The organism is Barnesiella sp. WM24, assembly GCF_004570975.1.
Taxonomy (GTDB): Bacteria; Bacteroidota; Bacteroidia; order Bacteroidales; family Muribaculaceae; genus Muribaculum.
The window spans coordinates 112,250-135,818 of sequence record NZ_SPPC01000002.1; the positions used below are offsets into that span (position 1 = coordinate 112,250).

General features: G+C 48.5%; 18 protein-coding genes and 1 tRNA gene. 5 read left to right on the forward strand and 14 right to left on the reverse strand.

The window, feature by feature from the left end; all coding sequences use genetic code 11:
- Positions 1-5 precede the first annotated feature (5 nt).
- A complete protein-coding gene (gene glpK / locus E4T81_RS02405; RefSeq protein ID WP_135041058.1) occupies positions 6-1,505 on the reverse strand; it encodes a glycerol kinase GlpK in 1,500 nt (499 codons plus the stop codon).
- A gap of 185 nt (positions 1,506-1,690) precedes the next feature.
- Between glpK and E4T81_RS02410 the strand changes: the two genes are divergently transcribed.
- The 3 genes from E4T81_RS02410 to E4T81_RS02420 all read left to right on the forward strand — a co-directional run bounded on the left by E4T81_RS02410 (position 1,691) and on the right by E4T81_RS02420 (position 4,348).
- Positions 1,691-1,762: transfer RNA gene (locus E4T81_RS02410), tRNA-Glu, on the forward strand.
- Positions 1,763-1,886: 124 nt separating this feature from the next.
- Positions 1,887-2,753: a dTDP-4-dehydrorhamnose reductase gene (gene rfbD / locus E4T81_RS02415; protein ID WP_135041060.1), complete on the forward strand. Its 867-nt coding sequence runs from the start codon at positions 1,887-1,889 to the stop codon at positions 2,751-2,753.
- A 14-nt stretch (positions 2,754-2,767) separates the two neighbouring features.
- On the forward strand, positions 2,768-4,348 hold the full coding sequence (locus tag E4T81_RS02420; protein WP_135041062.1) for a peptide chain release factor 3: 1,581 nt from the start codon (positions 2,768-2,770) through the stop codon (positions 4,346-4,348).
- Here E4T81_RS02420 and coaE read toward each other — a convergent pair.
- The 12 genes from coaE to E4T81_RS02480 form a co-directional block, all read right to left on the reverse strand.
- Positions 4,345-4,917 (reverse strand): dephospho-CoA kinase, encoded by a 573-nt coding sequence (gene coaE / locus E4T81_RS02425; protein WP_135041063.1) that lies wholly within the window; start codon positions 4,915-4,917, stop codon positions 4,345-4,347. The two genes, E4T81_RS02420 and coaE, sit on opposite strands and share 4 nt — an antisense overlap.
- A gap of 19 nt (positions 4,918-4,936) precedes the next feature.
- A complete protein-coding gene (locus E4T81_RS02430; protein WP_135041065.1) occupies positions 4,937-5,923 on the reverse strand; it encodes a hypothetical protein in 987 nt (328 codons plus the stop codon).
- Between the two features lie 101 nt (positions 5,924-6,024).
- On the reverse strand, positions 6,025-6,360 hold the full coding sequence (gene yajC, locus E4T81_RS02435) for a preprotein translocase subunit YajC (RefSeq protein ID WP_135041067.1): 336 nt from the start codon (positions 6,358-6,360) through the stop codon (positions 6,025-6,027).
- 53 nt (positions 6,361-6,413) lie between these two features.
- Positions 6,414-7,847 carry a transcription antitermination factor NusB gene (locus E4T81_RS02440; protein ID WP_135041069.1) on the reverse strand — a complete coding sequence of 478 codons (1,434 nt, stop codon included), beginning with the start codon at positions 7,845-7,847 and terminating at the stop codon, positions 6,414-6,416.
- 87 nt (positions 7,848-7,934) lie between these two features.
- Complete coding sequence (locus E4T81_RS02445) at positions 7,935-8,504, reverse strand: four helix bundle suffix domain-containing protein (protein WP_135041071.1); 570 nt, start codon at positions 8,502-8,504, stop codon at positions 7,935-7,937.
- Positions 8,505-8,571: 67 nt separating this feature from the next.
- On the reverse strand, positions 8,572-10,152 hold the full coding sequence (locus E4T81_RS02450; protein WP_167761593.1) for a PCMD domain-containing protein: 1,581 nt from the start codon (positions 10,150-10,152) through the stop codon (positions 8,572-8,574).
- A gap of 17 nt (positions 10,153-10,169) precedes the next feature.
- Positions 10,170-11,081, reverse strand: coding sequence for a hypothetical protein (locus E4T81_RS02455; RefSeq protein ID WP_135041075.1), 912 nt, complete (start codon positions 11,079-11,081; stop codon positions 10,170-10,172).
- A gap of 3 nt (positions 11,082-11,084) precedes the next feature.
- Complete coding sequence (locus E4T81_RS02460; RefSeq protein WP_245206990.1) at positions 11,085-11,855, reverse strand: hypothetical protein; 771 nt, start codon at positions 11,853-11,855, stop codon at positions 11,085-11,087.
- An 18-nt stretch (positions 11,856-11,873) separates the two neighbouring features.
- Entirely contained in the window at positions 11,874-14,081 is a 2,208-nt protein-coding gene (locus E4T81_RS02465; RefSeq protein WP_135041077.1) for a PCMD domain-containing protein, read from the reverse strand.
- Between the two features lie 2 nt (positions 14,082-14,083).
- Positions 14,084-15,382 (reverse strand): DUF4493 domain-containing protein, encoded by a 1,299-nt coding sequence (locus E4T81_RS02470; protein ID WP_167761595.1) that lies wholly within the window; start codon positions 15,380-15,382, stop codon positions 14,084-14,086.
- 7 nt (positions 15,383-15,389) lie between these two features.
- Entirely contained in the window at positions 15,390-17,915 is a 2,526-nt protein-coding gene (locus tag E4T81_RS02475) for a DUF4493 domain-containing protein (protein ID WP_135041082.1), read from the reverse strand.
- Between the two features lie 247 nt (positions 17,916-18,162).
- Positions 18,163-19,764 (reverse strand): DUF4925 domain-containing protein, encoded by a 1,602-nt coding sequence (locus E4T81_RS02480; protein ID WP_135041084.1) that lies wholly within the window; start codon positions 19,762-19,764, stop codon positions 18,163-18,165.
- 212 nt (positions 19,765-19,976) lie between these two features.
- On the opposite strand from E4T81_RS02480, the gene E4T81_RS02485 reads away from it, so the two are divergent.
- On the forward strand, positions 19,977-21,104 hold the full coding sequence (locus E4T81_RS02485) for a PCMD domain-containing protein (RefSeq protein WP_135041086.1): 1,128 nt from the start codon (positions 19,977-19,979) through the stop codon (positions 21,102-21,104).
- 17 nt (positions 21,105-21,121) lie between these two features.
- Positions 21,122-21,895 carry a porin family protein gene (locus E4T81_RS02490; protein ID WP_135041322.1) on the forward strand — a complete coding sequence of 258 codons (774 nt, stop codon included), beginning with the start codon at positions 21,122-21,124 and terminating at the stop codon, positions 21,893-21,895.
- Positions 21,896-21,898: 3 nt separating this feature from the next.
- On the opposite strand, the gene E4T81_RS02495 is transcribed toward E4T81_RS02490, so the two are convergent.
- Entirely contained in the window at positions 21,899-23,569 is a 1,671-nt protein-coding gene (locus tag E4T81_RS02495) for an AMP-binding protein (RefSeq protein ID WP_135041088.1), read from the reverse strand.

Below are 23,569 nucleotides of genomic sequence, written 5' to 3' on the forward strand. Positions count from 1 at the left end.
GACGTTTATAATTTATCAGGGTAAGCTGAAAGTACACGGTTGACAGCATCATGCCATCCGGCAATCTCCCGCTCGACCTTTTCTGTATCACCACTCGGAGAAAACATTCTCTCTACCTGCCACTGGGCACGTATTTCATCTATGCTCTTCCAGTAACCGATGGCAAGACCGGCAAGATATGCCGCACCAAGCGCAGTGGTCTCGGTTATCTTAGGTCGCAGCACCTGTGTGTCAAGGATGTCGCTCTGGAATTGCATCAAGAGGTCATTTCGCGATGCTCCGCCATCCACTTTCAGATTGGTTATGGGCAATCCGGAGTCACGTTGCATCGCCTTTACTATGTCGTAGGTCTGGTAAGCTATACCTTCAAGTGCGGCGCGCGCTATATGGGCGGTAGTCGTGCCACGGCTTATCCCTGAGATGGAACCGCGGGCATACTGGTCCCAATAAGGCGCCCCAAGTCCCGTCAAGGCAGGCACAAAATACACACCGTCAGTGTCGGGCACCGATGCAGCCAGAGCTTCCACATCGGCAGAACTGTCGATACACTTCAATCCGTCGCGCAGCCACTGCACGACAGAACCGCCGACAAATATCGACCCCTCCAGCGCATAAGTGACTTCACTGCCTATCTTCCATGCGATGGTAGTCAAAAGCTTATTCTGCGACTCAATAGGCACATTACCGCTGTTCATAAGCAGGAAGCAGCCGGTACCGTAAGTATTTTTCACTGCACCCGGCTCGACACACATCTGCCCGAACAAAGCAGCCTGCTGGTCACCGGCAATACCGGAAATAGGCACTTTATGGGCGAAAAGTGTAGTTGTCGTATAGCCATATACCTCACTTGATGATTTTACGGTCGGCATCATGGATTCAGGAATGTCAAAAAGTTCAAGCAGCTCCTTGTCCCATTGAAGTGTGTGTATATTGAATAGCATTGTCCTTGACGCGTTGGTGACATCGGTCACATGCACCTCCCCTCGGGTAAGACGCCATATCAGCCAGCTGTCGACTGTGCCAAAACGCAATTTCCCCGCCTCGGCACGCGCCCTTGCCCCCGGCACATTGTCAAGAATCCATTTCACCTTGGTCCCGCTGAAATAAGCATCAAGTATAAGACCCGTCTTTTTACGGATCATCTCGACGAGACCTTCATCCCTCAGCTTGTCGCAATAATCGGCTGTACGGCGGTCCTGCCACACGATAGCATTGTAGACAGGCAAATCAGTGTCCACGTCCCACACGATAGTGGTCTCACGCTGATTTGTGATACCTATAGCCGCGATGTTTTTACCATTGATATCAATCTTTGATATTGCCTCGGCTATGACTGACGCCTGCGACGCCCATATCTGATGGGGGTCATGTTCCACCCACCCCGACTGGGGGAATATCTGTTCAAACTCCCGTTGGGCGACCGAGCATATAGTGCCGGTCTGATTGAAAACTATCGCACGGGAACTGCTTGTCCCCTGGTCGAGCGATAAAATATACTGTTCCATAACGTATCTGTCGCCATAATCATTTATGGCTTGATTTAAAGTAAAAGATACATTATAAACAACACGGGAGAGTAATTTGTTGGAAATCCGATGATTTCAAAACTATTAAAAAAGTTTTTCGCAAAACATTTTGCATATTCAAAAATTATATCTACCTTTGCACCGTTGAAACAACAATGACCCATGGCGGATTCGTCTAACGGTTAGGACGCCAGTTTCTCACACTGGAAATAGGGGTTCGATTCCCCTATCCGCTACGACCTCAAGGATGTGAAAGATTCACATCCTTTTTCTTTTTTAATAGACTCACGTGCAACTTGATTTTGCGTTGCGATGCAAAATTAGTAACTTTGCACTCTCTAAATCAAACGGGTTTACAGGATGAAGATATTAGTCACAGGTTGCAACGGCCAGCTCGGTAAAGAAATGTATGCCATACTTGAAAAAGAGCTGCCGGGAAAGACAATCTATACAGATATTGAACAGCTCGACCTCACTGACGCCGAAGCGGTAAAGACCTTTGTCATCGGCAACGAGTTTTCCCATATAGTGAACTGCGCGGCATATACCGCAGTAGACCGCGCCGAAGAAGACAAGGCATTATGTTCCAGGATAAACGTAGACGCGGTGTGCAACATCGCCAACGCGGCAAGCGCCATCGGCGCGAAAGTGCTGCACGTCTCGACCGACTACGTGTTTGACGGAAAAGCTTTCCGCCCCTACCTCGAAAGCGACAAAGTAAATCCCATATCTCAATACGGGACAACCAAACGCCAAGGTGAAACCGCGCTTATCGCGCTTGCACCCGACAGCATAATAGTGCGCACGGCATGGCTCTACTCTCCCTACGGAAACAATTTTGTAAAAACAATGCTTCGCCTCGGAAAGGAACGCGACGAGCTGAAAGTGGTCGACGACCAGATAGGCTCGCCCACCTATGCAGCCGACCTTGCATCGGCAATATACAAAATACTTGTCTCCCACCAATGGGTGCCGGGGATATATCACTTTACCAATTCCGGTGTAGCGTCATGGTATGACTTCACCAATGCCATCCACCGCCTTGGCGGCATAAAAGGATGCACCGTGAGACCGATACCTACCGAAGACTACCCCACAGCGGCAGCAAGACCATTTTACAGCGTGCTCAATACCTCCAAGATAAAGGCGACATTCAACGTGGAGACCCCCTACTGGATGGACAGCCTTGAAAAATGCATTAATATACTCAAAAATTCAGAAAACTAAAAAACTATATTGACGTGGCAACACTTAACGACGAAATCAGCCGCAGGCGCACATTTGCCATCATCTCCCACCCCGACGCCGGTAAGACAACACTCACCGAGAAATTGCTTCTTTTCGGTGGAGCCATTCATGTGGCAGGCGCAGTAAAATCAAATAAAATAAAGAAGACCGCAACATCCGACTGGATGGAAATCGAGAAACAGCGCGGTATTTCGGTTGCCACCTCAGTTATGGGATTCAACTATGGCGATTACAAGATAAACATTCTCGACACTCCCGGTCACCAGGATTTTGCGGAAGACACCTACCGCACACTGACCGCCGTAGACAGCGTCATAATAGTTGTTGACGTGGCTAAGGGCGTTGAGCAGCAGACACGAAAACTGATGGAGGTGTGCCGCATGCGCAATACGCCTGTCATTATTTTTGTCAACAAGCTTGACCGTGAAGGACGTGACCCGTTTGAGATACTTGACGAGCTTGAGGCTGAATTGAAGATTGCAGTGCGCCCGCTCTCATGGCCGATAAACATAGGCGCTAAATTCAAAGGCGTGTACAATATATATGAACACTCGCTTGACCTGTTTACACCCAGCAAGACTCAGGTGACAGAACGCGTGGAAATAGACTCTGTAGACGACCCGCGTATAGACGAGGCTGTAGGAGAAAAGGACGCGGCAAAACTCAGGGAGGACCTTGAGCTTATCGAAGGAGTGTATCCGGAACTGAATGTCGACGATTACCTCGCCGGCAAGGTGGCTCCGGTATTTTTCGGCTCCGCGCTTAACACATTCGGAGTAAAGGAGCTGCTTGACTGCTTTGTAAAGATTGCACCCGCACCGCGCCCTGTCACAGCCGAAGAGCGCACGGTCAACCCCGACGAGCCAAACTTTTCAGGCTTCGTGTTCAAGATACATGCCAACATGGACCCAAACCATCGCTCGTGTATCGCGTTTGTAAAAGTATGTTCAGGAAAATTTGAGCGCAACTATAACTATAAGCACATCCGCTCCGGTAAAATGATGCGCTTTGCCGCACCCACCGCCTTCATGGCACAGAAAAAGAATATTGTCGACGAAGCGTTTCCGGGCGACATCGTAGGTATTCCCGATACCGGCAACTTCAAGATTGGCGACACTCTTACAGAAGGCGAAAACCTCCACTACAAAGGACTCCCGAGCTTCTCGCCCGAGATGTTTAAATACATCGAAAACACCGACCCCATGAAAGCCAAACAGCTTGAAAAAGGCATCCAGCAGCTCATGGACGAAGGTGTGGCACAGTTGTTCACCAACCAGTTCAACGGGCGAAAAATCATCGGCACCGTCGGTCAGCTGCAATTTGAGGTGATACAATACCGCCTGCTTCATGAATATGGCGCCACAGTAAGATGGGAGCCTCTTTCCCTCTACAAGGCATGCTGGATTGAAAGCGATGACCCCGAGGCTCTTGCCGCATTCAAGAAGCGCAAACACCAGTTCATGGCAATCGACCGCGACGGCAGAGACGTATTTCTTGCCGACTCAAACTATGTGTTGCAGATGGCACAGAGTGACTTCCCCAAAATCCGGTTCCATTTCTCTTCAGAATTTTAGAGGAGGCGCAGTATCTGAGGCAACAAAGGGGCTATTTCATCGTTGACAATAGTCTTGACACAATGATGGGGGCGCATCGTGACATTACGCGATTGCGCCTCTATTCGTTCCATCACCTGCCGGCGGGTCATGGCATTGCGCGACATGACGCGCTTTACACGCAGCTCAACAGGAGCGGTGACCTCCCACACTTCATCGACCATGCTGTCGATACCGCTCTCGTAGACAATCGCGCTTTCCACCCACAGCGGACGCCCGGAGCGTGACGCCGCCCAACGCGCTATGTCGTCGCGCACAGCGGAGTGAACGATTCCATTGAGGCGGGAGAGCATAATTTCATCAGCAAACACTATCTCGGCAAGGCGCCGACGGTCAATGGACCGGTCATCAAGGATGACTTCAGCGGAAATCAGCTCAGCTATACGGCATTTCATTTCTTCGTCACGATCCATAAGCCGACGCGCCTCACGGTCACAGTCATATACCTCATGTCCCATGACACGCAATATCTGCGCCACCACTGATTTTCCGCTGCCTATTCCACCTGCGATTGCAATAAGTCCTGTCATTTCCAACTACCTGTGATTATCAATGTTTTTGCTCTACGATATATTCGACGCTGTCAGGCGACATCTCAGTGTTATGGTAAAGGTCGGGGAGCAATGACAGCGTAACCGGCAATTTTCCGTTGCCCCCGCTTGACACATCGTTATAATCGACATAAGCCTTTACATCAAACGGCTCACTGTTATAAGAACTCATTGGCACAAGATAACTTACCTCTACGCTCGATGGAAATGTTATCATATTAATAGTCTCAGGCAGATTCTTGACCACAACAGGCGCTTTCTGCTTACGTGATATAAGCGGCTCGACAGGTATCACAAGCCTTACATGGTCAGGGATTATACGCACACCCGGTATCGGGTCGATTCTCGCTTCTATGTAAGTAGTGTCGCTAAGACCGCCTCTCACCACTGGCACTGTCTCTACCGATGTCAGAGAGTGAGGCAGGTCGTTGACCGAATAGAGCCACACAGAGTCCACGTTGGAGCGTATGGGACCGTTGACGATATAGCCTATGGCGGGATGGATGTCGGCATTAACCCTCAACACCACCCTCCTGCCGGGCCCGGTCGTATAATTTATACGTATAGAGTCAGGGATAATGGTCACAATCTGACTTCCGCCGCCGAAATAATCTCTCAGACGCGCCGCAAGGTCAGCCTTGTTCAGCAGCAGCTTGTTGTCGCTCTCGGTGTAATCTTTCCAGTTAATCTTCATGACCTTTGAACTACCCCACTTGTAGCGCATCAACACCGACCCTTTGTCTCTGACGCTGACTTTCACGGCAGGAGGAATCTCGGTGATCAGCGTCACGCTGTCGGGCACGTCGGTTATTGCGACTGGCACCTCAAGATCTTCCTGCATCTCGTTGTTGAGTGTCAGAAGAAGCCAAAATATATAGGATATCAACAGAAACAGCAGGAACAGCAGCACTTCCTTTCCGCGCGCCGAAGTGATAATATCGTGCAGGCGACCGAGCTGATATCTAATCTGTGTCACTAACTTCATATACGGTAACTTTATTATATCGACAAAGCCCGTTCATAGCCGGGAGTTCCGGAATGCACGGGCTTATATAAGTTGTAGCCGGGTAGGATTGACCCGATTCTTTACTTCGCTGCGTTATCTGACTCTTTAGCCGCTTCCTGAGCCTGCGCTGCAGAGGGATATACTGAACCTTTGTCAATTGTGATACGCACTCCGTCGGCTATCTCAAGCACGATGGTAGTGTCTTTCACGCCGCGAATCTTTCCATAGATGCCACCGGCGGTTATCACTCGGTCACCCACGTTAAGCGCATCGCGGAATTTCTTGATTTCTTTCTGCTTCTTCTGCTGGGGACGAATCATGAAGAAGTAAAAGATGGCGATAAGCGCCACAATCATCACGAGATTCATCACTCCTGCGTTGCCGCCCTGCTGCAGGGCTATAAAGTTGTTGAGCATAATTTTTCTATGTTGTTCGGTTAGTTAATATTACTGCAAATATAACAAAGATTTTACTCTTTCACAAGCCTGCCGCTCTTTTTTAGATTATTAATAATCGCGTAGAGCATTCCGGTTATAAACTGCCCGCTCTTAGGGGTAGAGTAATAGTTGGCGATTTCCGTATACTCGTTAACTGTAACAAGTGTCGGTATCGACTCAAAATTAAGCAGCTCCGCAATCGCGGTGGTCAGTATCACGATGTCCATGAAGGCGAGACGCTCAGGATCCCAACGGCTCTCGACAAGACACTCGTCAATCAGCTCGCGGTAATCCTGACGGTCGGCAATCGCCTTTTCAAAGAGTCCGGGACCGAATCTCTCATCTTCCGCATCCTTGTATTTGGGCAGAAGCTTCACCGGCGCACCTTCCGAAGAAGCGAAGTTCCTGATTGTCTTCAACACAAACGAGCCCATGATGTTCAGGTCATCATTCCAGTAGACCGACTGCGATTCAAGAGCCTCGGCAAGGTCGTCGCTCTCAATTATCACATTTTTGAGCAACTGATACCACAGCTCGCAGTCAGCAGCATAGTCAGTGACCTTAGCGTCCATATACTTTTTGTATATGTCACTTTCAAGTATCTTGTCAAGCAGGCGTCGAAGCGTAACATCATCGTCGACCCATGAAATCGGGTTTTCTTTCAGATACTCCTGCATGTCCTCATTTTCCTCAAGCGACTTGATAAACTGGTTTTCAACAAAGCGCAGACGGGGATTAAGGTCATCATGGGTAGGCAGATATTTGTGTTTCGCCTCGTCAAGCTGAAGCTCGCGCAGGTGGGTCAGGTCAATCATTAGTTGGAACAGGCTGTGGTAAAGCTCATAGGCCTTGTCAAGCGACTGTTCAAGACCACGGCGGGCGTCCACGAGCGAACTTCTTACTGAAGAGTAGTCGCTCAGAGTGCTGTCAAACATGGCAAGCGCCTGCTCGTAACCGACATGAGTAAACTCCGGATTGCCCTTGATAAGCTCCTGAAGCTGGGCGTCACGAAGCAACACAGTAGAGAAGACAGCCTTCCACATAGCCACTTCTTCCTGAATCTCCGGGATATTCTTTTTACGGGAGTACTCCTTATAAATCGACGACTCGCGCACCTCGGTCTTGAGACGCAGACGCATCGGGGCAAGCGCGTCGTAAAATGACTTGTGGGCAAGCGCTATGTCAGCCATCTCATCATTTGAGGCAAGAGCCTGAGCTATGCGTGAACTGTCATTTTTCTGACGTTTCTCAACACGCTCTATGCGCGGGCGACCCTCAAAATTACTTACCTTGAACCCTGAAAGGTCCACAAGTAGCAGCAATAAGTCACAATAAAGGGAATAGGCATACCGCTTGTCGCGCGACTGCGCTTCAGGGGCGGGAAGAATATTGAAATCGCTACGGGTAAGCAGATAGGAATACAGCATCTGCACCACCTTCATTCTTATCAAAATTCGGTTTATCATAACTCAATGCACGTTTTTAAATTTAGCGCTGCAAAGTTAGCTATTTTCACACACTCCGCCAAACTTTTTTTCACGTGCCACTCCTGATTATCTCGAGGAGTATTTTTTATTTTGACTTCGATATTCAGTTCTGGCACGATACATTTGCTCCTTAATACCGCCGTTTCTTAGGAAGTCATTTTGAAGCCGGTCAAGGAGTTTTCTCAAAAACACATCGGTCTGATGTATAAGCGTAATCGCGATGTTGGCAATGGTTTCAGCTGAGCGTTCCTTTATCTTTTCGATATAAAAAGCAGAATCGTTATTACCGGCACATACGCGCCGGGTCACGATTGCTTTCTCACTATTCACATCCCATATACACAAATTCCTCACTCTCAGAAAATCCTCATAATCCAATAGTAATTCCTGAAGACTTGCCCGAGCCACATTAATTAGTTTTATCTCTGTCTCGGCAGAGGTTGCAGCAGCCGCAGATCCTTCTGCTATGTTTTGCCGACCACTGCGTGCTGCCTGAACCATCTGGTCAATAGTCCTGTCACCCTTCACCAGATATTTATGGGCGAAATAGTAGGTAATATCGTAAATGCATTGAGCTTTCTGAAAAGCAATCAGCTTACGATAGTTACCTTTTTGAGGGAGAAATGTGTCAGTCATGGTGGTGGATTTTTGTTAATTTTTTATTGGTCAAATTAGTCTAATTGGTCTAATTGGACTAATTAGACTAATAGTCGTAGTCGAGCGAAAGCTGGTCGACATAGAGTATTGCCCCTGTTCCGCCCGTGAAATAGTCGCCATATTTTGACGCGGCACAGGTAATCTGTATATATGTCGGCACTCTGTCGGTGTAACGGTAGTTCAGCCTGATTTCAAACTCCTCATAGCCGTTGGTGTTGCTGCCGCGTATCAACTCCCCGTAGGCAATCACTGATGGTGAAGAGGCGTCAAAGAGCTGACGGTTACGCGGGTTGGTACGTATCTCAAAAGGCGCGGTCCAGTCAGTAAGCGCTATATAGATATGGCATGAATCGGGTCGCCCCGCGAGGTCGGCAAGCTCTGTCGATGTATAATCAATCGGCGCCGTCGTGTATTGATAATAGCCTTTAAGCTTGGTAGGGCGCTGCTGCCAGGGACGCCCGAAATCGAGAATACCGTTGGTGCCGTCGACTTTTCTGAACGAGCCTGTGTATATCGAACCCGCAGCAAGCTTTCCTATACCGAAAAGACCGACGAACCGAGTCTCAAGCATCGCCGACTGTCCGCTGCCCATAGGCGTATGGTCAGATGGCTGCACATTGCTTTCGCCAAGCGTTGCCGCTCCGGTATTACCCGTATCCCAGAAGCGCTCTCCGTTTTCATCCCACGGACACCACACCTTGCCGTTTAGCCACCACTGGTCAAATGACCCGTCGGGCAACACGCGCGTAGACTCGGTGGTGACACGTATCTCATTGCCTGTGTCCTCGCCGCTGACTGCGGCTACCACATATTCGGTAAGCGGTTCAAGATGGGCTATCGCAGCAGAAAACGCGCCCTGGTTGTGGTTGACATCGGCAGCATCCACTGTAATCCACTCGTCACTGTCGGCACGTCTGTATCGGAACGTATTCACAGCGTCGGCAGGTCCTTCTCCATAAGCCCATATTACCTGCGCCCATGCATCGGCTCTCGAAGTGATGACCGTCAACTCGCTCTTTTCAGCATATATTGTCCACTCCTCCGAGCGCCCCCAGCAGTTTACCGTCACGTCAAGAGGACGCGACAGATCAATCGTGCCGGGCTGAAGGTCAGGAATCATCGTTGATATTCCGGCGGGACCGAGCTTTACCGCAGTGAGCTGAAGACCGGCGAGGTCGGCGGTCTCGGGCACACGCAGCATAACACGCTTGCCTACATCGTCAATCACCGTCTCCCCTATCTGTCCTTCCACCCGAAACCATCGCTCTATCGTCTGCTCTGCACTGACCACCCACTGATAGTCCTGATAGCGGCTGACAGTGACCACAACCGGACGTGTGAAGTCATGCACCCCCACTGCAAGATTAGGCGTGGCGGAAGCCTCCGGAGTGATTTCAAACAAGCTGAAATTGACAGCACGTATATCGACCAGCTCGCTCAGCGAGAGCGTCACCGTAAGATTGGCGGAGTCAATCACCGCGGGCTTCAGCTCGCCCACAGCCTCTATGGCGAGGATATTCTGCTGTATGCGCGGATAAGGCAGGTCGTTTTTAATACACCCGGCTATCGCGGCAAGCAGCAAGCCACATATACTTTTAAGGACTATATTTTTATATCGGTAAGTCATTGCTCTTTTTGACGGCATCAGAAGTGTGCCTCTATGCCGAAATTCATATTAAATATGTTGAAACGGAAATTTGCCCCCGACGTAAACCGGCTGCCGAGCGGCTCACCGTTGACCGCCTGCTTCTCACTCTTCATGTGGAAGCCAAAAATTCCGAATGAAAGGTTGAATGACACATTCTTGATTATAAACACATTCACTCCGGGCATGAAATTCAATTCAAGCTTGGTCATATCGGTATGGGTTGTCTTGAGCTCTCCGTCATACGGACGCGTAAAGTCACTGCTACCCGACCCTATCAGCAAGTCAACCTCGTTAAACACTCCGAAGCGCCCCTGGCGGGCAATACCGAAATATTGTCTCATGGCAATCGCCGCCGAGTAACTTTTGCTTTTATAGGAGATGTCATGGAGATTGAAATTCATGTCCTCGTCAATATCAATCTTGAAAGAGTTGATGTCACCCTTGGATGCAGCGTAGCCGATTTTTAGACCGAGCGACAGATTGTTACGAATAAAATATGCCACATAGGGATTCACTGAAAACATGTATCCCCCGAGGTCAATATCGTCCAAAAGGTCCAGTATCTGGAGATCTTTGGTTGAAAACTCACCATAGGACACCGTCAGCCCCACAGCCCACGACCCTTTAGGAATGAAAAGATAATTGGTAAGACCTCGGTCGAAACGTCCCAGGTTGCGGCTTTTAAGCACCATCGGGATAGTGTCACCTTTGTGAATCACCCTCTCGTCAAGTCCCGGATTGCCTTTAAGCACCGAATTCACCTTTGATGTCATCGAGTCAGGCACCCAGACAAACTTTCCGCCCACAATCTTTGCAAGCGAGTCAACCGGCACATCGGCACGCGCGGCAGGCGCGACAGTCCATCCTATCGTTGCCAGAAACAATAAAAAGAGTAATTTCCTTATCATAGCTTATAGATAGAATGTGACACCGAATGATATCGAAAACAGGTTGATTCTGAAATTTGCCGACTTGAATGTACGCGACGACTCATATATCTGGTCGTTGTAGGTATGGGTATCGGTCATACTGAATCCAAGCACTCCGACATTAACTTCCATGGCGGAATAATCATTGAGAAATATACACATACCCGGTGACAGACCTATCTCAGCTGAAAAATTACGTTCGTAATAACCGGAAAGCGTAGTTCCTACTCCGGTGGTGAACTTGGTCTGACCGCCGCCGAGCTGAATCTGCACCTCATTGAAAAAGCCAAATCGCTTCGACTTTCCGAGCGAGAAATAATTACGCATCATTACAGTGCCGTAATAATTGTGGCTCAGCCGATAGAGATGGTCAAAGGTGTAGCCCGTCTCCGGGTCAAGCACTATGTCGGCATTTTCAAGCTTGGTAAGCGAGCGCGTATAGGCAAAGCGTCCGCCAACGGCAAGGTCATTCTTGACGGCAAACATCAGCATAGGCGACACCTTGAATGTATAGGTGTCGCCGCTGAGATCTTCTATTATAAGAAACTGATACTTGTCCTGGTTGCTCTGCTGATATGACACCGACACTCCGGTGATCCACTGCCCCTTGGGCACAAACACCACCGACTCCTCGTCGCGCTGAAAATTGCTCAAGGCTATTTCTTCCTCGCCGGTCGACACATTGTCAAACACCTGCGCCGCCGCCGGAAAGGCGGCGGCGAGGAGCGACAGTATCATTAATATGCGGTTCATTCAGGCAATCAGGATATATCAATATACAAGCTCGAAGTCATCGAGACACATCACGCTACCCTTAGCTCCGGAGAAATAGTCACCGTATTTAGAGGCCGAAGCGACAATGACAAGATGGGTCGGGCGCACACTCTTCGCGCGGCTGTTATATTCAAGCGGTATCTCTACTTCCTGAAGAGTGCCGTCAGGTCCGAAATTACCTGTCCATGACACTTCACCATAGGCAATTACCTCACTTCCGTTCCTGTCAAAGAGCTTGCGGTTATCAGGATTGGTCCTTATCTCGACAGCCTCGGTAGTCAACGCTACATACACCTGTCCGTGGTCAGTCCCCCCCTTAAATCCGTCCGGTACAAAAGCCTCATTGCCCGATTTTACCGTCACTCCGGAAGCAGGGCGATAATTGGCATAAAACCTCAACGACACAGGATGACTTCCATTGTAAGGACGACCGACCGACAACACGCCGTTGGTAACATCGGTTTCAACATACTCCCCGACAAAGATATTTCCTGCGGCGATTATTCTCGCTGCCTCATCAGAAGCAAGACGGGCGCAATATGAACCCGAATTAACCATGTCGGCTGACTTATCTGTAAGGACTTTATTTGCAGTAGCCGCACCCTCGTTTCCTGAACCCCAGAATGAAGCAGACTTGTTGCCCTCAGCCCAGGGAATAATCACATTCTTTTGACCAAACATTGTCTTTGCAGAATAAGTATTCCATGACTCAAAGCTTGCATTAGGAATGACGAAAGCCTCTTCGGTAGTGAAATATTTTGACTCCGAGATAAAATCATCCACCGCAGCCTGATATTCATAGCGTGTGCCCGTCTTCAATCCGGTAAGCCTGAAGGTCATTACATTACCCGAAGCAGTGCCTTCAGCTGTAAGCCAGTCTTCAGTACCTTCCTCGCAATACCGCACCACAGGCACACCGGCATCCTGACTCACCACCTTGAGAGTGACAGTAGCGGAGGTTCCGGTTACGGCAAGCAGATTGTTGACATCAATGTCATCAAGCAACACAGGGTCAGCGTATACTATCGCGCTCTCTGTATTGGCGATGCTCAGCTCCTGTCTTACGATATTGTCGTTTTTGTCAACCGCCACGACAGGCACAATTATAGCTTCTTCCGACTTGGGAAGGGCGTTAAGCCACTTCGCGCGGAAATTGACATGATAGAGATGTACACCGGTTTTCTCTTCTACGATCTCGTCAAAATCAACGCCCTTTGACGCGAGGTTATTTCTTACCGCCTCGCTGATATGGATAAGATCTACTACATCGACTTCTGCCGCAGCCCTCGACATAGTGCCGGCGGGCAGAGAAAGCTCAAGACTCTTCAACGCGCCATAGGACGCAACCGACACCACTTCATCCTCGAAATTGCCTTCAAGGTTGACTTTCTGAGTCTCGGTTCCGGTAACCGTAGGAACGCCCTCGATTACAATCTCGTCATTTATCAGCTCGAGATCCTCAATCTCAATCGTAATGAATGCGCCTCCGCTTGTCTCACCGTTGTCGCCATATTTGAATGTAAGCCTGTACTCATGGGCACGCTTTACATTGGCTATGGTCCCGCTATAGCTGTGGGAATTTCCATCCATGTCGCTTGCCGAGATCTCATAGCGGATGTCGGTCTGGTTGACAGGCATCATGAAATATCCCATCTGCCCGTTGTCGACCTCAGCCTTTGTATATACAAGTGTCTTGTTGGTGTCACCGATGCCGAAAGTAACCGTGTAGTCATCAGCGATAACCGAGTTGTCCACACTGTTTTTGTCAACCGACACAGCGACATTGGCTATCTTGCAATCAATCTGAACCTCAGGATTTGGCTGCGAGGCACCTACATCAAAGGTAGTGTAACCGGTGTAATACTTCTTGTCCCATGAAGCAGGCACAGAGTCACCGGCATAAGCCTCGGCACGATATGCGCCGTAACGCAGCGCCACACTCGCAGGCACATTGCTGATTCCTGTCCATTTATGAAGCACGTTGCCAAAACCTTCGCCTGTAGTGATATAAATCTTACAGTTTTCAGCAAGTTCATCGGTATCGGCGTCGTCGGCTCGTGAAAGCCTGTCGTTGAGCACAACATGCATCTTTACCGCACCCTCACCCTCTCCGGCAAACGGAGCCTCGGCGGTGCATGCGCCTAACACACCAGCAAGCGATGTGCCTAACGCGATTAACGATATAATGGTTATGTTAGTTTTCATCGCTATTCAAATTTTAGAGTCAGCGTTTTAACCGTAGTTCCCGATTCATCGCCTACAGTCAGTACAAAAGAGTGCTGACCGGGACCAAATATGGCAAGCATCGGAAGGAAACCGGTAAGTGAGAAATCCGCGCTCTTAGCGCCTAAGTAGCTGCCGCCTTGAAGCAGGCCCAAGCCTTCCAGCGCATCGGCATATTCTCCGGGATAGCAGAGGTCAAGGTGACCTGACAAGCCTACACTCGCAAGCTCTTCCGGAGAAAGATTGGGCGATACGATGTCAGCCGTAAATTGAGTAAAGCCGGTAGCACTTGTGATTTTTATCACACACTCCATGCCTGAGGTCACAGTGACAGGAATCAGTGTTCCGCTTGCATCGCCATCAGACAGAGCAATCTTACCGCCATCAATTGCCGGGCCGGCGGCAGCCGGGGGATTGGGCACATCGGGAGTGTCGGGCACATCAGGCTCATCCTCGCCACCCTTGTTACGGTCATCTTCAAGATACTCGTCATCACCGCCGCCTTCAAGATTAGTGCCGTCGTTAATGTCGGTCACTGTCACCTGGGCGTTGACCTTTATGCCGCCTGTCGGGTCGATAGTTCCGTCGCCGGTCACGCCCGCAGCCTTGTAAACAAACAGTATGTGATAATGAGTACCCGGCTTGACGTCAGAGTATTTCTTGTCGGTCTGCGCCTGCTGACCGTTGACTGTACCGGTAAAGTTTGCAATCATAGTCGTACCCTCAGCCTTTAAGAAACCGCTTCTTGTCTCGTCTTTTGTAAAGGTAAGTACCGCACTGGCTACCATGTTGACATCAACCTTGGAGTCGGCCGACATAAGCTGTTTGAGTTCTTCGTTGTACTCGACAGTCACTTTTACATTCTGAAGCTTACACTTTATAGGCTTCTCAATTGTGGTAATCTTTTTAGCGGTGACAGTGACAGGGTCGGTAATGCCGTAGTAGTAGGGCGACTCCCAGTCAGCATCCACCTCTTTGCCATAATACGCCTTGACGCGATACATGCCTGCCGGCAGCGACACTACCTCGGGCATCTCGTTATACTTATATTCCACATAGGGGGTCTCATCAGAATTTTTACAGAAGGCAACCGTGAAATCAGCGAGATTGACATCGGTGCCGGCGCGTGACTGGAGATCCTCGTTTATAAACTCAAGTATAAGATTGGACGTGATCACCTGCCCCATCGTCGCTTCCTCACCTGAGAAAGGGGATTCCTTACTGCATGACTGCGACATGAAAAGAACCGCAGTACACATTATTATATATATAAGTTTTTTCATTGTCAGATTATTTGTCATAGTGAAGTTGAACATTGTCAATAGTCAATACCGATCCGGTAGCAAGCGATTTATACTGGTTAGGGTCAAAATTATTATCTTTTAATCCCCCCCCATCATTAAGAGCTTTACCGGTCGGAACAATGACCGCAGGATTAGCCAAAGTTGAAGAGAGGAAATTCACCCGCAATTTAGCAGCCTTGGAGCCAAATTCATATGAGGGGAGGACAACACTCTTTGACGTCATGGGTTCAACCTCGGCAAGCTCAATTTCTTTAGAAGCAATAACAGCATCGGAAGCATCCAACACCTCTATTATAAACTTGCCACTCTCACTATTTACGGCTGCATAAGAATAGTCAAATGAAATTGAAGAGGGGCGTGAACCATGACTTATTCCATTAACTCTGCTCTCACCACTTGCTGTGTAACTATAGCTTCCAAGGAATAATTCACCGGCAACCCTGTCACTTTCAGCAAAAGTCGGCACATTAGTGCAATAATGAGTTGTACTCCAGAAATCACCACTTTTGGAAGGTTCTACTCCATCATGATCAAAAGCCACACTTCTAACTATGCACATACCCTCCTCGACATAGGTAGAGGGAACTCTGAACCAGGTATTGTTTGTTGCATTAACATTGCAAGTTTTACTATTTATAGACATCCATCCATTCGCTTCCGAACATATAATAGAGGACGTATTTGAATAAGTAATCGCACCACATTGCCAATTACCACCCACTTTTACTTTGGTCATATTTATTGTTTGGGTAGTGAGCGAGAAGTCGCCGTTGGGAACATCGGTTGCGGCTTCAGTAGTGAACTTGTTGGTATAGACTCCATCCCTGACAAATATTGAATAATCAGTGGCAGGCTCCAGTCCTTCGTAGACAAACCACTTGTTTTCGCGGTCATATTCAGGATAGATATGATTATTATCGGATGTCACGATTTCAAGCCACTTGTTGTCAACAATCATGTTGAAGAAATTATCGGAGAAACCGGTAACCTTAACACGCGCCCACTTGGCAAACGCGTCAAACTCAAACTGAGGCTCAGCCCACACGACCTTAACATCTACAGCAGCCTTCTCCTTGTCTTTGTAATATACAGTCACCGACTGGCTCGCCCTTCTGTCAATCGGCAAGCGGAAGGTATAGAGATAATTGCCCTCGCCTTTGTCAACCGGCTGACCGACAACACATGAAACAAGCACTCCGTTTTCATCTCTCGTCTTGAACGAGACAGCCGACAGGTCTTCACCGTCGTAATTAACCATCAGTTCAACCTCTTCCCTGTCATAAGGCTTCTCCGGTGAATTTACCACTTTGAGGGTCACGGGAATCACGACAAATGTAAACTTCACGGCCTCGCTGACACGCGTCATCTCGTCTTTTACGATGAGCGATATTTCATGAGTACCCTCGGGAAGGCGGTTTACAAGTCCGGTCACGTCGACCATCGCAAGCTTGTCGGTATTGCCAAAAAGTCCCACGGCAGTCACTCCCTCGTCGCTCAGTCGCGCCTGAGTGGCGGCGTCGGCGTGGACGAGATTGACCGAAGTGCCAAATGCAGGAGCGTAGACAGTCTCTGTTCCGGAAGAGGTCACAGAGAGAATCACCTCTGAAATCTTACCCTCGGCACACACGTTGAAGCGGAGCGGATCGCCTGAATATGCGCCGGCACGGTAAGAGAGCGTCTCTCCGGAAGTAAATCCATCGGGGGTGATCTCCGGCTCGGATGCCGAGAAGAAGTCGTTGCTCAGGTCGACTTCCACAGTCTCCACCTCGTCAATGTTGTCGTCAAAAGTGATTGAAAGCGTCGGTGAGCCTACCTGTCCGGCATTGACATCATATTTCACGCGGTAAAGATAAGCCGCCTCGGCGCTGAAATTCTTTGGATTCAGATGAGCCTCCTTGCCGTTGATGTAAGTGGCGGCCATTGTGACATTGATAAAGCCCGGAGTCACGTAGCGGGTCGCGCCGTCGACGCCCGAGATCACAACGCTTTCACTGTTTTTATCGCTTTTAAGCGTGGTAGAGTAATTTTTGAAGTAACTCTTGAAAGCGTCGGTATAGGTCACCTCCACGAGAGAGTTGGCAAGCGTAGCTGTCATGTCAACGGTCGCCACCGACTGCTCGTTGACTCTCAGTGTCTGCATTCCATACACATAAGGCTTGTCGCCCTGGTCAAGCGGGTCGCCGTAATAGGCCTCGATGGTGTAGGCACCTGCCTTTACACCGGCTTCCATGTTTTCTTCAAACTCGGCTACAGTCTTATATTCAATCGGCGTCCCGCCAACGGGGGTGAGGCGTATACTGAATTGGTCTACAGTCGGAAAATTGGGAACGGTTGCCGACTGTTCGGCGCGTCCCTGAGCGGTGAGATTGTCCAGTTCGCCTGAAGCGGTAAGGTTAAGGACAATAGTGCCCTTTCCGCCGCCGTCTCCGCGCCATGGATCCTCGCCTGCACACGATGCCAGCAACATTGTCACCGGCAAAAGCATAGCATAACTTCTGAATCTCATTTCCATTATCAATTAATGATTAGTTTATATCTTACAAATAACCAAGTATAAAATGTCTGCACACCAACGCAGGCACAACTCTACCCGGAATTTACAAAATTACACATAATTTATTGTAATTAGAAAATTTCGGTCAAAATTCGCAAAAAATATTGAAATTTCATGCCCGACCTATGGCCGCCATACAAAAAAAATGTGTGGATGCCAAATTTTTGACACCCACACATTTCTGTAGTTATTTAATACAAATTACTTATTGCAACCTGACAACATTGATTCCGACCTCAATCGCCGTGGTCTTCTCGATAATCTCCGGAAGATCACGCAACACAGGCTCCATCATTGACGCCATCGAGCCGAATACCGGATCAGAGCTCATAGCCTCCATAACCATCTGTATAAATTCTTCATCAGAGAATATCGGCGATACGGCATTAAGGACCGGTTTAAGAAATTCAGTGCCAAGGGCAAAGTATTCCATATTTTCATAATAACCGGTCTTGTCGGTTCCATAAACCACAGGGAAACCGTTTACAAGACAAGGTACCACATCTTGTGCCACATTCATGAGTATCGACATAGTGTCGACGCTTCTTGACTTACCACCATGATTTATAACATTGGCGATAATAGCCGAAGGATTCAGGAAGAGACGAAGCTCTCCGGCACCTGTCACTACATACTGCGCAAGATTGACAGGAGAAGCGCTATACGCTCCTGTAGCTGTGTCAAGATAGGTAGCGGTGATGTTTCCGTCGGCAAGGAATGTGATATCCTTCAATGCCATACCGAGCAAATTATGGATTGAGGCGGGAGTGCCATCAGGACCCTCGATGCTTACAAAAGCCAGAGCAAGAGTAACAAGTTCGCCTATCTGCATTTCGGAGCCGGGAAACAATTCCACCTTCTTTTCCGACTCCCACAATACATGAACACCATTGTAGGTTACAGCCGCACCTGCCGAGGGGTCTTCAGGATCATACCAAGGATTAGGCTCATTGTAAATCTCCCATTTGGAGCCTGCCAATGAGCTGTCTTTCAGCGTAGCATCGGTTATATTAAATACAAGAGATTCTTCGGTGATCTTTCCGTCATAGCTGAAAGTGATAAATTCCGTCTCGCCCGAGCCGTTAAATTCATTGTCAGAATTTAGCTCTACAGTAAGCTCATTAGTCACAGAGCCCGGAATTACACCACAAGTGGGCAGGTTCATGAGCGCATCCATATCAGACTCGTCAGCCCTGCTTGACGGAATCATCCCCATTAACTCGGAAATATCCAGTGTCTCACCCGACATTACCAATTTCGCCGATGTCAGCCCCGGTTCAGTCACAACCACAACCTGCTTGCCAAGAAGCGGGTTACCGTTATAAGTCATGACCAGTCCTGAAGCATCGGTAAATGTTGCCTTGTAGCCGGGTATGTCGACATCCTTTATATTTATGTTGGTAAAATTCAGATACATCGATGACTGCTGGATGCTACCGTCATAATCAAAGGTACAATAGTCGGTCTCTCCGTTTCCTGAAAAAACAAACTTGTCCATAGCGTCTTCAAGCTCCACCGCAAAGGTAACCGAAGTTGAGCCGGGAAGGACCTGCAGACTTTCAGCACGTGCATTGTCAATCAATGCAACCGTAATTTCACCAAGATAATTGTTAACCTCATCAGGTATATATGTAACCTGAGCATTGTCTACAATCTCTCCATTACTCGTAAACATCAACCCTTCTCCCGATTTATAAGTTACCGGACCGGAAGGCACTGTAAACTGAGCATCATCATCATTTTCACATGCGGTAAACAAGCACATCGCACACGCAACTGAAAGCAGCGATAGAAGATTCTTTCTCATTTTCATTACTATATTTGATAATTAAAATGTCCCCCATCACACCATGGGCGAGACAATACAATCATTAAAATCGGGCACAAAGTTAAGCAAAAATTGTCTAATATATAAAAATATGAAAAATATCTCACCTTAATCGACTTCCGCTCCAACTAATCCTACATTTAATCAAATTAAATAGGTAACTTTGCCGACATAAATCAATGTTATAAGCAATGGCATCATTTAAATGGACATTATTTTTATTAATATCACTCTTCTTAAATTCATGCATAAGCAAGGAACCGCTTAATGCCGAGTGTGACATAACCGAAGCCTTCCTGCCGGGCGTAGACCTTACCCGCGAACCAATCATAACCAACGATAAAGTGACATTTATCGTAAAATCAGGCACAAATGTACGTAATATGTCGCCGGAATTTGAACTTACGCCGGGCGCCGAGATAAATCCGCCGAGCGGCACCGCTCTTGATTTTTCATCGCCTCAACGCTACGTTGTGACTTCGGAAGACCGCCAACAGCACAAAGTATATACCGTTGCAGTCCAAGCGGGTAATACGGTAAATCTCAACTACGATTTTGAGAATGTCAGGCTTGTCAGCAAAAGCAGCTATTCCTATGATGTATTTTATGAAATCAGTGCAAATGGCAGCGAAATATTTTCATGGGCAAGCGGAAATGCCGGATTTGCACTCACCGGACTGGGCAAAACGCCCGAGACATTCCCGACCTATCAAGGTGAAAATGGCGTGACCGGCAAATGTGCCGTAATGGAAACTCACACAACAGGCGCTTTTGGCAAAATCGGTAAAAAGCCCATGGCGGCAGGCAGTATTTTCATTGGAAAATTTGATGTGACCAACGCCCTGTCACGTCCACTCCAGGCAACACAGTTTGGAATGCCATTTTTCAACGAGCCCAAGATACTTGAAGGATATTTCAAATATACTCCGGGACCGGTCTACTATCAAGCCGACGGCGGCGACCTTATTGAAGTCCCCGATAAGAAAGACGCTTGCAGCATCCAGGCTGTATTTTTTGAAGTAACGCCAGGCATGGAAATGCTCGACGGCAGTAATTTGGCTTCAGAAGATAATCCTAACATAATAGCAACCGCGCGTCTGATAACCGAAGAACCGACAGAGGAATGGACCAAATTTTCCATACCTTTTGTCATCCGCTCCGGCAAATATATCGATAAGGACAAGCTAAGAGAAGGAGGCTACAGCATTACCATAGTATGCTCGTCAAGCGTTGACGGCGACTATTTCTCAGGAGCAATTGGCAGCAAGCTTCAGATTGACGAAATGAGTCTTGTATGTGATGACGTTGAAAACCAATAATAAGCCAGATTATGAAAATCGAGAGATACAGTGTTTTATTGTGCATATTGATTACATCAATTATATCAAAGGCTCAAAACAGCGAGCCTGACAATCTCAAATGGTCATCACTTCAAGGTTTTGAATATGAGATTTATGCGGCTGTCAATATCGGAGGGTCGGCACCGATTCCTGTCCCTGCGGAAATACGGCATATCGACGGCTACAATCCAAATCTAAATCTGCAGATAGGAACCACGGTAACAAAATGGTTTACCCCCTCCCGGCGTTGGGGAGTAGCCATAGGTTTACGCTTTGAAGAAAAAGGCATGAAGACCCGTGCTACGGTTAAAAACTACGGAATGGAGATTGCCATGGATGGAAGCAGCGTAAGCGGCAACTGGACAGGGAAAGTCCGCACGGTATATCATTCCAAGCAGATTGCGTTTCCGGTAACAGCCAACTTCCGTATCAACAAGCGCTGGAAGGTGAATTTCGGGCCCTATGTAGCACTTGCTCTTAACAACGACTTTAACGGAGAAGTCCATGACGGATATCTAAGAGAGGGAGGTCCGACCGGAAATAAAGTAACATTTGAAGGCGATGCTTATGCCACCTACGATTTTTCCAATGACATACGCCTGTTTCAATGGGGACTCCAGGCCGGAGGCTCTTGGCTGGCATTGAATCATCTCGTAATCAATGCAAATCTCACATGGGGACTGAATGACATCTTCAACTCCTCGTTCAATACGGTGACATTCAATCTTTATCCGATATATCTTAATTTCGGATTCGGATACGTGTTCTAAAGCTTACGCGTTGTATAGGTAGCGCTTTATAGAGCGTTTGGGAGTCTTTTCAAACTCATTGGCTATAAGCTGTATACGGTCAACGCGCTCATATGGGGCGACAAGTTTGTTGAGTCCGGCAAGCACCTTGTCCATCTCCTCGGGCAACTGCTCGTTGGTTACACCAAACTTATCCATAGCCTCATAGTCGGGATAGACCAGCGCGACAAGACGGTTATTTCGCTCAACGACAAGACTCTCGGCGACATACGGCATATTGTTTAGCTTTGCCTCTATCTCCTCAGGATAGATGTTTTGACCGTTGGACGACAGAATCATAGTCTTGTAACGCCCCTTGATAAAGATCGTGCCGTCATCGGAACGCGTCCCCATGTCACCTGTGTGCAGCCACCCTTCGGCATCAAGCACAGCCTCGGTCGCGGAGGCATTTTTGTAATAACCTTTCATGACATTGACCCCGCGCACACATATCTCCCCGGGGATATTGACCGGGTCATCGCTGACAATCTTGCTGTGCATGATATGAGGCAAAGTGCGACCCGACGAACCTACCACAAACTGCCGCCACGGCGTATAGCTGATGAGCGGTCCACACTCGGTCATGCCGTAGCCCACTGTAAACGGGAACTTGATGCGGTGAAGGAACTCCTCCACCTCGTGGTTGAGCGGGGCACCTCCCACTATCACCTCTTCAAACTCACCGCCAAACGCCTCTACAAGCTTACGGCGTATAATGGCATAGAACGCCTTGTCAACCCCCGGCACCTGCAACGCCCAGCGGACTCCCTTTTTGGTGAGCATAGGAAGTATCTGCTTGCGGTAAATCTTTTCCAGAATAAGCGGGACGCAGATTACAAGATTAGGCTTTACCTGAGCAAGCGCCTTTAAAAGGAGATTGGGCGACGGCAACTTGCCAAACACGGTGATGTGGGTTCCCACGGCGAGAGGCACAAGCATGTCAAACGCACAACCGTAAGCATGGGCAAGCGGCAAAAACGACAGACACCGTGACCCCTGGTAATGCAGCCTCGACTTAATGCCGAAGCTCACGTTGCCCCACAGGTTGCGGTAAGTAAGCATGACGCCTTTTGAAAACCCGGTAGTGCCTGATGTATAGTTCAACACAGCCACGTCATCATCGTCGGGGGTCACATATTTCACATATTCCGGCACAAACTCACCTTTATACTTACGCTTGAACCGGCGGTTTATGTTTTTAGACACATTGGTCAGCACCCCTCCGTTGCGAGAATCCTCGGCAAGCACCTTGCCTGTGTTAAGCGAGATGACCCCGCGCAGTCTCGACATCTTTTCCAGTTCAAACGACTCCCATATGTTATCGTCGGCAAAGAGCATCACACTCTCCGAGTGGTTGATGATATGTTGCGCGTCGGTAGGGTTGAATTCCTGCAATATCGGCACAATCGTGGCTCCATAGGTCACAGTGGCGATAAACACCATAATCCAGCCGGGAGAGTTCTTTCCGATAAGCGCCACTTTGTCACCGCGCTTTATGCCGCTCAGCTCAAAGGTCATGTGGATACGCGCAATCTCGTAGGATAGCGCCCCGTAAGTGAATGTCTTTCCGGTGCCGTAGTCGGTTATCGCCGGCAACGACCAGTTGTCACGGAAGCCGGAAGCATATATATCGTTGATATGTTCAGGAATAGTCAT

Excerpts from the sequence above, each read along its gene's own strand:
- E4T81_RS02475 (WP_135041082.1), bottom strand. The coding sequence starts at position 17,915 with ATGGAAATGAGATTCAGAAGTTATGCTATGCTTTTGCCGGTGACAATG.
- E4T81_RS02485 (WP_135041086.1), top strand. The coding sequence starts at position 19,977 with ATGGCATCATTTAAATGGACATTATTTTTATTAATATCACTCTTCTTA.
- E4T81_RS02455 (WP_135041075.1), bottom strand. The coding sequence starts at position 11,081 with ATGATAAGGAAATTACTCTTTTTATTGTTTCTGGCAACGATAGGATGG.
- E4T81_RS02445 (WP_135041071.1), bottom strand. The coding sequence starts at position 8,504 with ATGACTGACACATTTCTCCCTCAAAAAGGTAACTATCGTAAGCTGATT.
- E4T81_RS02480 (WP_135041084.1), bottom strand. The coding sequence starts at position 19,764 with ATGAGAAAGAATCTTCTATCGCTGCTTTCAGTTGCGTGTGCGATGTGC.
- E4T81_RS02470 (WP_167761595.1), bottom strand. The coding sequence starts at position 15,382 with ATGAAAAAACTTATATATATAATAATGTGTACTGCGGTTCTTTTCATG.
- E4T81_RS02450 (WP_167761593.1), bottom strand. The coding sequence starts at position 10,152 with ATGACTTACCGATATAAAAATATAGTCCTTAAAAGTATATGTGGCTTG.
- E4T81_RS02460 (WP_245206990.1), bottom strand. The coding sequence starts at position 11,855 with ATGAACCGCATATTAATGATACTGTCGCTCCTCGCCGCCGCCTTTCCG.
- yajC (WP_135041067.1), bottom strand. The coding sequence starts at position 6,360 with ATGCTCAACAACTTTATAGCCCTGCAGCAGGGCGGCAACGCAGGAGTG.
- E4T81_RS02440 (WP_135041069.1), bottom strand. The coding sequence starts at position 7,847 with ATGATAAACCGAATTTTGATAAGAATGAAGGTGGTGCAGATGCTGTAT.
- rfbD (WP_135041060.1), top strand. The coding sequence starts at position 1,887 with ATGAAGATATTAGTCACAGGTTGCAACGGCCAGCTCGGTAAAGAAATG.
- coaE (WP_135041063.1), bottom strand. The coding sequence starts at position 4,917 with ATGACAGGACTTATTGCAATCGCAGGTGGAATAGGCAGCGGAAAATCA.
- glpK (WP_135041058.1), bottom strand. The coding sequence starts at position 1,505 with ATGGAACAGTATATTTTATCGCTCGACCAGGGGACAAGCAGTTCCCGT.
- E4T81_RS02495 (WP_135041088.1), bottom strand. The coding sequence starts at position 23,569 with ATGACTATTCCTGAACATATCAACGATATATATGCTTCCGGCTTCCGT.
- E4T81_RS02430 (WP_135041065.1), bottom strand. The coding sequence starts at position 5,923 with ATGAAGTTAGTGACACAGATTAGATATCAGCTCGGTCGCCTGCACGAT.
- E4T81_RS02465 (WP_135041077.1), bottom strand. The coding sequence starts at position 14,081 with ATGAAAACTAACATAACCATTATATCGTTAATCGCGTTAGGCACATCG.